This is a genomic window from Streptomyces sp. TLI_053 (assembly GCF_900105395.1).
GTDB lineage: Bacteria > Actinomycetota > Actinomycetes > Streptomycetales > Streptomycetaceae > Kitasatospora.
In genome coordinates, this window is sequence record NZ_LT629775.1 from 7,218,637 (window position 1) to 7,231,539 (window position 12,903).

Genomic DNA, 12,903 nt, shown 5'->3' on the forward strand with positions numbered 1-12,903 from the left:
CCCCGGCCCCACTTCCAGGAGGAACGCAGTGACCGAGACCGCGCCGACCGTCGAAGCCCCCGAGCCCCTGGCCGGGACCGAACGGCTGTTCACGCTGGACCCGGCGGTGGTCCACCTCAACCACGGCTCCTTCGGCGCCGTCCCGGTCCCGGTCCAGCAGGTCCAGCGGCGGCTGTACGAGGAGCAGGAGGCCGATCCGGACGGCTTCTTCGCCGACCTGCCCGGCCGGGTCGCGGCGGCCCGGGCCCGGCTCGCCGACGCCCTCGGCACCCGGCCGGAGCTGCTCGCGCTCGTCCCCAACGTGACCGACGCGATCGCCGTCGCCCTCGCCAACGTCCCGCTCGCGGCCGGGGACCAGGTGCTGGTCACCGACCACGGCTACGGCACGGTCACCGAGGCCGTCCGGCGGCGTGCCGAGGAGCTGGGTGCCGAACTGCGCACCGTCCGGCTGCCGCTGGACCTCCCGGACGGGGACGCGGTCCGGGACGCCGTGCTGGCCGAGGTCACCGACCGCACCGCGCTCGCCGTGCTGGACGGCATCACCTCGCCCACAGCCCGCCGGATCGCCACCCCCGGCCTGCTCCGGGAGCTGCGCGGGCGCGGCGTGACCACCGTGGTGGACGCCGCGCACGAGCCGGGGATGCTGGCCGACCCGGTCCCGGCGGAGGCCGACTTCTGGTTCGGCAACCTGCACAAGTGGGCGTTCGCCCCGCGCGCCACCGGCGTGCTGGTGGTCCGCCCGGAGTGGACCGGGAAGATCCGGCCGCTGATCCTGTCCTGGGAGGACCACCAGGGCTATCCGGCCGCCGTCGAGTGGCGCGGCACGCTGGACTACACGCCCTGGCTGGCCGCCCCGGCCGGGATCGACCTGCTGGACGGGCTGGGGCCGGGGCTGGTGCGCGAGCACAACGAGCGGCTCGTCGCCCACGGGGCGGCGGTGGTCGCCGAGCGGGCCGGGCTGGCCGCGCTGCCGTCCTCGGCCGGGCTGTCGATGCGCGCGCTGCGGCTGCCGCCCGGTGTCTCCGAGACGCTCCCGCAGGCGCAGGGGCTGATGGCGCAGATGTGGCGGCGGTACGCGGTGCGGACGGTGGCGCGGCCCTGGGCGGGCGGCGGGGTGCTGCGGCTGTGCGGGCAGCTGTACAACCGGGCGCCGGAGTACAAGGTGCTGGCGGACGGGCTGGCGGAGCTGCTGCGGTAGTCAGCCGTCGTGGGGGTGGCCGTCGTGGGGGTGGCCGTCGCCCGGGGTCCCGTCGTCGGGGGTCCGGGCGACGGCAGGCCCGTCCTTGCCCGGCCCGTCCTTGCCCGGCCCGTCCGCGGCGGCGCGCAGCTCGGCGAGCAGCGCGTGCTGTTCCGAGATGAGCCCGGTGAGGATCCGCCGCGCCGCCCGGAGCAGGTCGGCGACGTCCCCGCCGGCCAGCGCGTACACCACCGTGCTGCCCTCCCGGGTGGCGGTGACGATGCCGGACCGGCGCAGTACCGCGAGCTGCTGGGAGAGGCTGGACGGTTCGATCTCCAGATCCGCCAGCAGGTCGCGGACGGGCGTCGGTCCGGCCTGCAGAAGCTCCAGGACCCGGATCCGGACGGGGTGGCCGAGCATCCGGAAGAACTCGGCCTTGGCCTGGTACAGCGCGACCGCCACGGTGCTCCCTCCCTGGTGCGGGCCCTCGCGGGCCCCTGCCGCGTCCCTGCCGCGTCCCTGGTGCGTCCGCGGTGCGTCCCCGGTGTTGCGGCGGCTCAGATCTCCAGCGAGAGCTCGATCCGCTTCAGCTGGTGGCGGGCCATCGCCAGGTTGGCGCGGGAGCGGTTGAGCGCCAGGAAGAGGAACAGCCCGCGCCCGCTCTGCGTGGTCAGCGGCCGCAACAGGTGGTACTGGCTGGTGAGGCTGACCAGGATGTCCTCGATCTCGTTGTCGTGGAGGTTGAGCATCTCCATCGCCCGCATCTTGGCCCGCACCACGTCGGTGTTCCCGGCGGCGGCGACGTGGAGGTCGATCTCGGTGCTGTCGCCGAGGCTCCCGAGCGCCATGCCGCTGCCGTAGTCGACCAGGGCCACGCCGATCGCGCCCTCGATCGCCATGGCCTCCTTGAGCGAGGTCTCCAGATTCGCCATCGTGCGCTCCTCCCGCGGGCCCGGTGGGTGCCACCGGGATGTGGCACCGAATGTAGGGAGGACTCCCGGCGTGGCAGCGCGGATGACCGGAGTCGTTCGAAGATGGTCGCCGGGTGACTGCTTGAAGACATTTGCAACTATGGATGTGAGAGAGATCCGATGCATTGCCCGGGAAAAACGGTGCTATCGATGTCGGTCCCGCCGGGTAACCTCTCGCTGAGATGCGAGATCACACCAACGACCCCCGGACGGCGATGAACACTCCTGAGCCCGAGCCCTCCGACGACCGGGAGCTGAGCCCCGCCGAGGCTTTCGCGGCCTCCCGCCGGCGGGCCAAGGAGCAGGCCACCGCCCTGTACGGCTTCCAGGAGCTGTACGACTTCCCGCTGGACGACTTCCAGCTGGAGGCCTGCCGCGCCCTGGAGGCGGGCGAGGGCGTCCTGGTCGCCGCTCCCACCGGATCCGGCAAGACCATCGTCGGCGAGTTCGCCGTCCACCTGGCCCTGCGCGGCGGGCGGAAGTGCTTCTACACGACGCCGATCAAGGCGCTGTCGAACCAGAAGTACGGCGACCTCGTCAAGCGCTACGGCGCCGCCAAGGTCGGCCTGCTCACCGGAGACAACACCGTCAACGGCGACGCCCCGGTGGTGGTGATGACCACCGAGGTGCTCCGCAACATGCTCTACGCGGGCTCCAGCACCCTCGACGGCCTCGGCTACGTGGTCATGGACGAGGTCCACTACCTCGCCGACCGCTTCCGCGGCGCGGTCTGGGAGGAGGTCATCATCCACCTCCCCGAGTCCGTCACCCTGGTCTCGCTCTCCGCGACCGTGTCCAACGCCGAGGAGTTCGGCGACTGGCTGGACACCGTCCGCGGCGGCACCCGGGTCATCGTCTCGGAGACCCGCCCCGTCCCGCTCTGGCAGCACGTGATGGCCGGCAACCGGATGTACGACCTGTTCGCGAACCCGGACCGCGACGGCCGCCCCAAGGACGCCCCGCGCAACCCGGCCAAGGCCGTCAACCCCGAGCTGGTCCGCCTCGCCCGCAGCGAACTCGACCGCAACCCGCGCGACCGCTTCGGCCGCGGCCGGGGCCGCTCCATGCCCAACGGCCGCCCCGGCAAGGTCTGGACCCCGGGCCGGGTCGACGTCATCGACCGCCTCGACGCCGAGGGCCTGCTGCCCGCGATCACCTTCATCTTCAGCCGGGCCGGCTGCGAGGCCGCCGTCCAGCAGTGCCTCTCCTCCGGCCTGCGGCTCAACAAGGACGGCGACCGGGCGCGGGTCCGCGCCTTCGTCGAGGAGCGCTGCGCCGACATCCCCGACGAGGACCTCCACGTCCTCGGCTACTTCGAGTGGCTGGACGGGCTGGAGCGCGGCATCGCCGCCCACCACGCCGGCATGCTGCCCCGGTTCAAGGAAGTGGTCGAGGAGCTGTTCGTGAAGGGCCTGGTCAAGGCCGTCTTCGCGACCGAGACGCTGGCCCTGGGCATCAACATGCCCGCCCGCTCCGTGGTCATGGAGAAGCTCGTCAAGTGGAACGGCGAGACCCACGCCGACATCACCCCCGGCGAGTACACCCAGCTCACCGGCCGGGCCGGGCGGCGCGGCATCGACGTCGAGGGCCACGCCGTGGTGCTGTGGCAGCGCGGCCTCGACCCGGAGGCGCTGGCCGGCCTGGCCGGCACCCGCACCTACCCGCTCAAGTCCTCGTTCCGGCCGTCCTACAACATGGCCGTCAACCTGGTCTCCCAGTTCGGGCGGCACCGTTCGCGGGAACTCCTGGAGACGTCCTTCGCGCAGTTCCAGGCCGACCGCTCGGTGGTCGGCATCGCCCGCCAGGTCCAGCGCAACGAGGAGGGGCTGGAGGGCTACCGCGAGTCCATGACCTGCCACCTCGGCGACTTCGACGAGTACATGGAGCTGCGCCGGCAGCTCAAGGACCGGGAGAACGAGCTCGCCCGCGAGGGCAGCAGCCAGCGCCGCGCCGCCGCCGTCGAGTCCATCGAGCAGCTCAAGCCCGGCGACGTCATCCACGTCCCCACCGGGAAGTTCGCCGGCCTCGCCCTCGTCCTCGACCCGGGCCTGCCGCCGGACCGCCGCTCGCCGCGCGGCGGCCCGCGCCACCCCGACTACCAGGACGGGCCGCGCCCGGTGGTGCTCACCGCCGAGCGGCAGGTCAAGCGGCTCGCGATGATCGACTTCCCGCACCCGGTCACCGCCCTCGACCGGCTGCGCATCCCCAAGTCCTTCAACCCGCGCAGCCCGCAGTCCCGGCGCGACCTCGCCTCGGCGCTGCGCACCAAGGCCGGCCACCTGGAGCCCGAGCGGTTCCGGCGCGGCCGGGCGGCCGCCGCCGACGACCCGGAGATCACCCGGCTGCGGACCGTCCTGCGCCAGCACCCCTGCCACGGCTGCGACGAGCGAGAGGACCACGCCCGCTGGTCCGAGCGCTACCACCGGCTGCACCGCGACACCGAGCTGCTGGAGCGCCGGATGCGTTCCCGCACCCACACCATCGCGCGCACCTTCGACCGGGTCTGCGGGCTGCTCACCGACCTCGGCTACCTCAGCGGCGACACCGTCACGGACGACGGCAAGCGGCTCGGCCGGCTCTACGGCGAACTCGACCTGCTCGCCTCCGAGTGCATCCGCGAGGGCGTCTGGAGCGACCTCGCCGCCGCCGAACTCGCGGCCTGCGCCTCGGCGCTGGTCTACGAGTCCCGCCAGTCCGACGACGCCACCGCCCCCCGGGTCCCGGAGGGCGCGGCGAAGACGGCGCTCGGCGAGATGGTCCGCATCTGGGGCCACCTGGACGCGCTGGAGGAGCAGCACCGGATCAACACCGCCGAGGGTGTCGGCCAGCGCGAGCCCGACCTCGGCTTCGCCTGGGCCGCCTACCGCTGGGCCCTCGGCCACTCGCTGGACCAGGTGCTGCGCGACGCCGACATGCCGGCCGGTGACTTCGTCCGCTGGACGAAGCAGCTGATCGACGTGCTCGGCCAGATCCAGGACGCCGCCGGCGAGGACGCCGAGCTGCGCAGGACGGCCCGCAAGGCCGTCGACGGCCTGCGCCGGGGGATCATCGCGTACTCCTCGGTGGGCTAGCGCCGACCAGCGCTCCAGGGATGCCCGGGCTTCGAGACTCCTCTCGAAGCCCGGGCATCGTGCTTCCGTCTCCGTTTTCGCCCTGGCGGCTTCGGCTGCGCCTCGCCGCTGGCCGGGCAGTCACCGGCAGCGAGCCCATCGCGGAGCAGGAGGTCGGCCGGTCCGACTTCCTCCTCCGTGGCCACCGCCTCCACCCGACACTTCGGAGTTGTGGGGGTCCATTGCTCTCCTCCCGGTGGCTCCTTGCGTACACGCAAGGAGCCACCGCACACGCCAGACCCGGCCCTCGGTGCCCGGCCGGACGGGTGTCGGACGACCTTCCGAGTATCAACCTGCTTTTTGGGGTGGCCTCGCTCGATCCGAGCGAGGCCACCCCAATTCCCGGAGCCTCCTACGGCGATGCGGTGGCGAGCCTCGAAGCCCACCAACGGGGGAGGAGTGGGAAGTCGGCCGGGCCGACTTCCCACTCCGAGACACTCAACATCGCCGAGTGCGATCGCCGTTCCGGTTTGCGCGAGGCGGGCTGACACATGGTCGGGTGCCCTCGCCCGAGCTGGGCGAGGGCAGCCCGCCGGCCTCGGATCAGGGCCGGTACCTCGCGTACGGTCAGGCGTCGTCGAGGAGTTTGCGGGCGGCTGAGGGTGCGGTCGATCTCGGCGCCGGGGCGGGCGAGGCGGTCGGCGGCGGCGCGCTGTGGGTCGTCGAGCGCGAACCCGGCCTCCCGGGCCGCCCGTTCGTAGGTTTCCAGCATCCGCCCCGCCCCCTGTCGGTACGCGGCCGGCCGGTACGTCCCCCGTCGGCGCACCATGATCACTTCAGGTTGGGCCCGCGCGACGGAAGTCGGACCGGCCGACTTCCTATGCAGGAGGGCGGCTGGCGGCGTCGAGGCGGCGGACCAGTTCGCGCAGGGCGCGCAGTTCGCGGTCGAGGGCCTGGGTGCCGGCGGTGGTGAGGGTGACCCAGGTGCGGGGGCGGCGGCCGGCGTAGCCCTTGTTCACGGCGACCAGTCCGGAGTCCTCCAGGACCTTCAGGTGCCGGGAGAGGTTGCCGTCGGTGAGCCCCAGCTCCTGCTTGAGGAAGGCGAAATCGACACTCTCCGCCTCGCGGGCGATCGCCAGCACCCCGAGCCGGACCCGCTGGTGGACGGTGTCGTCCAGGGCCAGGGTCGGGTGCTGTTCCTCGGTGTCGTCCGTGACGCTCATGGGCCGACCGTACGGGATGCGGCGGACGTGCGACGCTCGGCGGCCCACTGGGCCAGGCCGGGGGCCAGCAGCACGGCGGCGAGCAGCAGGGCCTTCGACCGGGGGTCGTCGAGCCACGGAAGCCGGCTGCCGTCCCCGGACGCGCCGAGGAAGACGGTGAGCAGCACGGCGTGGACGAGGCCCGTGGCGGCCACAAGCGGGCTGCGCTCGGTCAAGCCGAGGATCAGCAGGCCGATGCCGAGCACGTACCAGGGCGAGGCGTAGTCGTTCCCGAGAACGGAGAGTGAGAACGGCACCCGTTGGGCGAAGGCCAACGTGAGCACAACGGCGGTGACCACGACGGTGGCCGCGGCCGTGGCACCGAGCCAGGCGCTGCGATGCGGGACGATGCCGCGGGCCTCGCCGCGCCGCCGGTACCAGCGGGCCAGTACGAACCAGGCCAGCGGGAGCAGTGCGAACCAGATCCCCCAGGCCAGGAGGCGCAGGATCGCACCGTCGAAATCGCTGGTCACGCAAGGGCTGTCGGGTGCGCCGTGCTGCACGCAGAGGCCGGTGTACTCCGCGTAGGCGAAGGCCGGGTACGAGGTGATGGTCCGACCGGTGGCGCCGAAGTTGTACGCCTCCCGCGCGATCGGGACGGCGGCCAGGGCCAGCAGTCCGAGGCCGAGCAGCGGGACGCCCGCGCCTCCTAGCTGGGTCCGGGCCCGGGCGCGCAGGCCCTTCGTGGCGGCGAGCAGTGCGGCCGGGTCGTCCCGGTGCAGTGTGTCCATGGTCCACCCCTGGTGACGTTGTGTCAGTGGCTAGACTTTGCATTGCAAAGTAGATTGCAGTCAAGAGTTCATGGGGCGGCAAAGCAAAGGGCCCGTCGCGGGGTGCGACGGGCCCGGAGGCGGGGAAGGGGCGGGGATCAGCGGGTGGCGAGGGTCTCCAGGACGCGGTCCAGGGAGGTGCCGAGGCCCCAGCGGGCGGCGAGGTCCTCCAGGGTCATCGGGTCGAGGGGCTCGCGGGGGAGGGTCGGGTCGAAGTCGGGCAGCGGGGCGTCGGTGGCGACCCGGACCACGGTCGGCGCCACGTCCAGGTAGGCCGCCGCCTCCAGGATGTTGCGGCGCCGGGCCGGGGTGAGCGCGGAGCCGATGTCCTGGGCGGCGGCGCGGATGCCAGCGAGGTCGCCGTACTCGTGGATCAGCTGGGCCGCCGTCTTCTCGCCGATGCCCTTGACGCCGGGCAGGCCGTCGCTCGGGTCGCCGCGCAGGGCGGCCAGGTCGGCGTACTGGGCGCCGCCCACGCCGTACTTCTCCCGGAGCAGCGCGTCGTCGGTGACCTGGAGGTTGCCCATGCCCTTGACGGGATAGAGCACGGTGATCCCCCGGGCGTCGTCGACCAGCTGGAACAGGTCGCGGTCGCCGGTGACGATCTGCACCGGCCCGGTGGCGCGCGCGGTCAGGGTGCCGATCACGTCGTCCGCCTCGTAGTCGGCGGAGCCGATCCGGGCGATGCCGAGCGCGTCCAGCACCTGCTCGATCACCGGGACCTGCGGGGCGAGGGTGTCCGGCACCTCCTCCGCGCCGTCCTCGGCGGCCTCGGCGACCCGGTGGGTCTTGTAGGAGGGGATGAGGTCCACCCGCCACTGCGGCCGCCAGGCGGCGTCCATGCAGGCGACCAGTTGGTCGGGCCGGTGGTCGTGGACCAGCCGGGCGATGAAGTCCAGCAGGCCCCGGACGGCGTTGACCGGCTCACCCTGCGGCGAGCGCAGGGTGTCCGGTACGCCGAAGTAGGCCCGGAAGTACAGGCTGGCGGAGTCGAGCAGCATCAGGCGGGGTGCGGTCACGCCTTCGATCATGCCGCACCCGGCGGACAGCGAGGCCCCACCGGCCCGGCCAACCCCTAGTGCTTGTGCGGGCCGGCGCGGTGGACCGGGCCGTGGGCGTCGGCGCAGTGTTCGGCGGCGAGTTCGCCCGCGGTGGTGATCTGCAGCAGCGCGCCGGCCTCGTCCTCGCCGACGTGGTCGACCTGGAGGGTGCTGTGGGTGATCCCGTACTCGCCGGCCAGCCGGCCCTGGAGTTCGCGCCGCACGGCGTGGCAGTCGCCGCCCGGGGTGACCAGGATGTGCGCGGAGAGGGCCGGCTGCCCCGAGGTGATCTCCCAGATGTGCAGGTCGTGGATCTCCTCGACCAGGGGCTGGTCGACCAGCCGGTCGGCCACCGCGTCCGGGTCGATCCCCGCGGGCGCGGCCTCCAGGAAGATCCGTCCGGAGTCGCGGACCAGGCCGATGCCCGCCTTCAGCATCAGCGCGACCACGATCAGCGAGGCGATCGAGTCGGCCCGGGCGAAGCCGGTGGTCACCACGATCAGACCGGCCACGGCGGTGGCGATGAACGCGTACAGGTCGGTCAGGACGTGCTGGAAGGCGCCCTCGACGTTCAGCGAGCTGCGGTTGGCCTTGGACATGCACCAGGTGGCGGCCACGTTGACCACGATCCCGACCAGTGCGGTGATCAGGACCAGCGAACCGGTCACCTCCGGCGGTTCGAGCAGCCGGCTGATCGCCTCGTAGCCGAGCCAGGCCGACAGCAGCAGCAGTGTGACCCCGTTGGCCTGGGCGGAGAGGATCTCGGCGCGCTTGAGCCCGTAGGTGTAGCCGCCGCGCGCGGGGCGGGCGGAGAGCCGCATGGCGATCAGCGCCAGCACGATCGAGGCGGCGTCGGTGAGCATGTGGGCGGCGTCCGAGATCAGCGCCAGCGACTGGGCGGCGAAGCCGACCACCACCTCGCCGGCCATGAACACCACGATCAGCGCGAGTGCGCTCAGCAGCCACCGGCGGTCGGCGTCGGCGGCCACGCCGTGCGAATGGCCGCCGTGGCCGCCCCGGCCGCCGTGCTGGTGGTCATGCTCATGATCATGCTGGGAGTGCTCGTGGCCGGCCATCGAAGTCCTCTCCTGGAGCCCATGAACGCGTGGGGGTAAGGGGCGGTGTCCGTGACCGCCCCGCACCCGAAGTGAACCGCACATCGAACGAAGATCCAAAGGCTGCATTGGAGACCGTTGTCATTGCCGCGTCGTAACCCTCGTGGGGTATCGTCCCGCCGTCGTTGACCAGGGGAGAAGCGCATGGGGCCGGACGGGCGCAGCGGAGGGGCCGAACGGGTGGTCGGCCTCGGCACGATCGCCCGCGAGTGGGGCCGGATCGGGATCACCGGCTTCGGCGGGCCGCCCGCGCACATCCTGCTGCTGCGCCGGCTCTGCGTGGAGCGGCGGCGGTGGCTGACCCCCGAGGAGTTCGAGGACGGCATCGCGGCGACCAATCTGCTGCCCGGTCCGGCCTCCACCCAGCTGGCCGTCCTGACCGCGTGGCGGCTGCGCGGCGCGCCCGGCGCGCTGGTCGGCGGGGTCTGCTTCGTCGGGCCCGGGCTGGTGCTGATCCTCGCGCTGGCGGCGCTGTTCCTGGCCGGCGACCCGCCGCTCTGGGTGCTCGGCGCGGCGGCCGGCGCCGGGGCGGCGGTACCGGCGGTCGCGGTGCAGGCGGCCACCTCGCTGGTCCCGGCGAGCCTCGGCCGGATCGGCCGGACCGGGGCCGCCCGTGCCCGCTGGGCCGGGTACGCGCTGGCCGGGGCGGTGGCGGCGGTGCTGACCGGGCCCTGGCTGGTCCTGGTGCTGATCGCCGCCGGACTGGCCGAGATCGCCGTCCGGGGCGGAAGGGGCGACCGGGAACCCGGCGGACCGGGCGGACCGGGCGGACTCGGCGGACCGGGCGCCCGGTCCGGGCTGCCGCTCGCCACCGGGCCGCTCGCCCTCGGCGGGCTCGGCGGGCTCGGGGCGGTGGCCTGGGTGGCGTTCAAGGTGGGCGCGCTCTCCTACGGGGGAGGGTTCGTGATCATCCCGCTGATGCGGGACGACGCGGTCAACCGCTACCACTGGATGACCGACGGACAGTTCCTCAACGCCGTAGCCCTCGGCCAGGTCACCCCGGGGCCGGTGGTGCACACCGTCGCGGCGGTCGGCTACGCGGCGGCCGGGCTCGGCGGCGGCCTGCTCGCGGCGGCGGTCGCGTTCGCGCCGTCCTTCCTCTTCGTGCTCCTCGGCGGCCGTCACTTCGACCGGCTCCGGGCCGACCGGCGGGTGCGGGACTTCCTCACCGGCGCCGGACCGGCCGTGACCGGCGCCATCGCCGGCTCCGCGCTGCCGCTGGCCGCCTCGCTCGGGTACGGCTGGCAGTGGGGCGTGCTGGCGGGGGCGCTGCTCTGGCTGGTGCTCGCCCGGCGGGGCGTGGTGCTCGCCCTGCTGGCCGCCGGCGCGGCCGGGGTGCTCGCCGTGGCCGCCGGACTGCCGCCGGCCTGAGCGGCCGACGGTTTGCACCGCGGACGGCCCGCGCTGCCGACGGCCCGAGTGGGCAACGGCCCGCGCTGCCGACGGCCCGAGTGGGCAACGGCCTGCGCGGCCGATGGTCCGAGCCGCCCCCGGCCCCGGCCGTGCCGAACGTCCGGACCGGCGTGAACCGGGGACGGGAGCGCTCACCCGGGCGGGTGAGCCCGGTTTGCGCGCCCCCGAGCGCCTGCACCACGATCGACGCCCGTGAAGATCACCACGGCCCGGTCCGTCCACCGCCTCGCGGAACTCGCGCTCACCGAAGGGCGGATGACGAACAGTCAGAACTGTGCGGACTGCCGACCGGCACGGCCCCCGGGGTCGCCCCGAAGCCCGGTCCGGGAGCGTCCCGTCCCGGCCGGCGGCGACCTCCGTCCGCCCGCGCTCGTCGTCCGCCTGTGCGCCCGGCTGCTGATGCGCCGGTCGTCCGCCGACCGGTCGCCCCCGGCCGTCGACGGCCGCTACGGCCCGGACCGGCCCGCCGACCCCCGGCCGCTCACCCTGCTGCTGCTCGGCGACTCGCTCGCCCTCGGCCCCGGAGCCGTCCCGCCGGGCGGGACCCTCGGCGCCCGTCTCGCCCGCTCCCTCGGCGAGCACCTGGACCGGCCCGTCGACCTCCGGGTCCTGGCCCGGCCCGGCGCCACCACGGACGCCCTGCGGCACCAGCTCGCCCTGGCCTCCCGGCTCAGGCCCGGCATCGCGGTAGTGGCCGTGGGCGGCGCCGACGCCCTGCTCCCGCTCCCGGTCGGCCGCGCCGCCCGCCGCTTCGTCCTGGTGCTCCGGCGGCTCCGCGACACCGGCTGGCACCCGGTCGTGGCGCCCTGCCCCGACCCCGGCCCCGCACCCGGCCTCCGCGCCCCGGCCCGGTTGCTCGGCGCGCCCCGCGCCCGCCGCCTCGCCCGGCGCCAGATCCGCGCCGCCGAACGCACCGGGACCCCGGTCGGCCCCGCCGGCGGGCCCGGTTCCGCCGAGTACGCCGAGTACGCCGCCCGGATGCTGCCCGCCCTCCTCACCGCCGCCGGAACGCTCCGGGAACAAGGGCCGGGCTCGGGAGCGGTGGCGGCGGCGGGGGCGAGGAGGGCGGGGGCGAGCGAGGAGGTCGGGGCGGGAGCCGACACCGCTGCCGACGCCGCCACCGTCACCGTCACCGCTGCCGCCACCGCTGCCGCCACCGTCACCGACGCCGCGGTCGCCACCGTCACCGACGCGGCGCCCGGTCCCGGCGGCCTCCGGCCACGCCGTCCCGACCGGACGGCTACCCCACCTCCACCGGCTCCAGCTGCAACGACCGCGCCGCCGTCGCGGCCCGCACCAGTGCCCGCATCACCCGCAGGTCCTCACCCTGCTCCGGATGCCACTGCACCCCGAGCGTGAACCCCGGCCCCTCCACCGCCTCCACCGTCCCGTCCGGCGCGTGCGCGCACACCCGCAGCCCGGTCCCCAGCCGGTCCACCGCCTGGTGGTGGAAGGTCGGCACGGTCAGCTCCGGCTCCGGCAGCAGTCCGCCCAGCAGCGTCCCCGGTACCGGCCGCACCACGTGCGTGCCGTACCGGCCGGGCGAGCCCGCGTGCACGTCCACCGCCACCACGTCCGGCAGGTGCTGGATCAGCGTGCCCCCGCACACCACGTTGAGCACCTGCATGCCCCGGCAGATCCCCAGCAGCGGCATCCCGGCCGCCAGCGCCGCCCGCAGCAGCGCCGACTCCCAGACGTCCCGCTCGACCGTGTCCAGATCGGTCAGCGGATGCGGCGGCTGCCCGTAGTAGGCGGGGTCGATGTCCGGTCCGCCCGCGACGACCAGTGCGTCCAGCCGGGCGAGCACCTCCGGCGCGCGCTCGGGGGCGTCGGGCGGCAGCAGCACCGCGATCCCGCCCGCATTCTGTACGTAGGCGGTGTACCGCTCGGGCACCAGGGCCACCCGGCGGTCGCGCCAGTCGCTCCAACTCGCGTCCACCAGATAGGTGCTGACGCCGACAATAGGCCTGCGATCCATGGCGCGCATTCTCCTCCCGTCCCGCCCGGTCACCCGTCAACCTCGCACCTCGGCGCGCCACACCCGTCCGCCCTCTTCCGTGCTGTCAGCGCCAGGCCGTACGGTTCGCTGTGACCGCGCCGTCTCG

The 12,903-nt window shown here is 74.2% G+C and carries 11 protein-coding genes; 4 read left to right on the forward strand and 7 right to left on the reverse strand.

The window, feature by feature from the left end; translation table 11 throughout:
* The first annotated feature begins 28 nt into the window (after positions 1-28).
* Positions 29-1,198: an aminotransferase class V-fold PLP-dependent enzyme gene (locus BLU95_RS30190; RefSeq protein WP_231977895.1), complete on the forward strand. Its 1,170-nt coding sequence runs from the start codon at positions 29-31 to the stop codon at positions 1,196-1,198.
* Here the strand turns inward: BLU95_RS30190 and BLU95_RS30195 are convergent, their stop codons facing one another.
* Together BLU95_RS30195 and BLU95_RS30200 are read right to left on the reverse strand one after the other, a co-directional pair.
* The gene (locus tag BLU95_RS30195) at positions 1,199-1,639 is read right to left on the reverse strand and encodes an ArsR/SmtB family transcription factor (RefSeq protein ID WP_093862761.1); all 441 of its coding nucleotides are present in this window, start codon (positions 1,637-1,639) and stop codon (positions 1,199-1,201) included. It abuts the gene before it with no gap.
* Positions 1,640-1,734: 95 nt separating this feature from the next.
* A complete protein-coding gene (locus BLU95_RS30200) occupies positions 1,735-2,109 on the reverse strand; it encodes a hypothetical protein (RefSeq protein ID WP_030395945.1) in 375 nt (124 codons plus the stop codon).
* A 254-nt stretch (positions 2,110-2,363) separates the two neighbouring features.
* Between BLU95_RS30200 and BLU95_RS30205 the strand changes: the two genes are divergently transcribed.
* Complete coding sequence (locus BLU95_RS30205) at positions 2,364-5,219, forward strand: DEAD/DEAH box helicase (RefSeq protein WP_093862762.1); 2,856 nt, start codon at positions 2,364-2,366, stop codon at positions 5,217-5,219.
* Positions 5,220-6,076: 857 nt separating this feature from the next.
* Here BLU95_RS30205 and BLU95_RS30210 read toward each other — a convergent pair.
* The 4 genes from BLU95_RS30210 to BLU95_RS30225 form a co-directional block, all read right to left on the reverse strand.
* A complete protein-coding gene (locus BLU95_RS30210) occupies positions 6,077-6,421 on the reverse strand; it encodes a winged helix-turn-helix domain-containing protein (protein ID WP_093862763.1) in 345 nt (114 codons plus the stop codon).
* Positions 6,418-7,191 carry a hypothetical protein gene (locus BLU95_RS30215; protein ID WP_093862764.1) on the reverse strand — a complete coding sequence of 258 codons (774 nt, stop codon included), beginning with the start codon at positions 7,189-7,191 and terminating at the stop codon, positions 6,418-6,420. Before BLU95_RS30215 ends, BLU95_RS30210 begins: the two co-directional genes overlap by 4 nt.
* Positions 7,192-7,328: 137 nt before the next feature.
* Positions 7,329-8,261 carry a 5'-3' exonuclease gene (locus BLU95_RS30220; RefSeq protein WP_093862765.1) on the reverse strand — a complete coding sequence of 311 codons (933 nt, stop codon included), beginning with the start codon at positions 8,259-8,261 and terminating at the stop codon, positions 7,329-7,331.
* A gap of 44 nt (positions 8,262-8,305) precedes the next feature.
* The gene (locus BLU95_RS30225) at positions 8,306-9,346 is read right to left on the reverse strand and encodes a cation diffusion facilitator family transporter (protein ID WP_093862766.1); all 1,041 of its coding nucleotides are present in this window, start codon (positions 9,344-9,346) and stop codon (positions 8,306-8,308) included.
* Positions 9,347-9,529: 183 nt separating this feature from the next.
* Here BLU95_RS30225 and chrA point away from each other — a divergent pair, with 183 nt between their 5' ends.
* Together chrA and BLU95_RS30235 are read left to right on the forward strand one after the other, a co-directional pair.
* Positions 9,530-10,756 carry a chromate efflux transporter gene (gene chrA, locus BLU95_RS30230; protein WP_093862767.1) on the forward strand — a complete coding sequence of 409 codons (1,227 nt, stop codon included), beginning with the start codon at positions 9,530-9,532 and terminating at the stop codon, positions 10,754-10,756.
* A gap of 234 nt (positions 10,757-10,990) precedes the next feature.
* Entirely contained in the window at positions 10,991-12,157 is a 1,167-nt protein-coding gene (locus tag BLU95_RS30235) for a GDSL-type esterase/lipase family protein (RefSeq protein WP_093862768.1), read from the forward strand.
* Here the strand turns inward: BLU95_RS30235 and BLU95_RS30240 are convergent.
* Positions 12,039-12,776, reverse strand: coding sequence for a gamma-glutamyl-gamma-aminobutyrate hydrolase family protein (locus BLU95_RS30240; protein WP_093862769.1), 738 nt, complete (start codon positions 12,774-12,776; stop codon positions 12,039-12,041). The genes BLU95_RS30235 and BLU95_RS30240 overlap by 119 nt on opposite strands.
* Between the last annotated feature and the right edge of the window lie 127 nt (positions 12,777-12,903).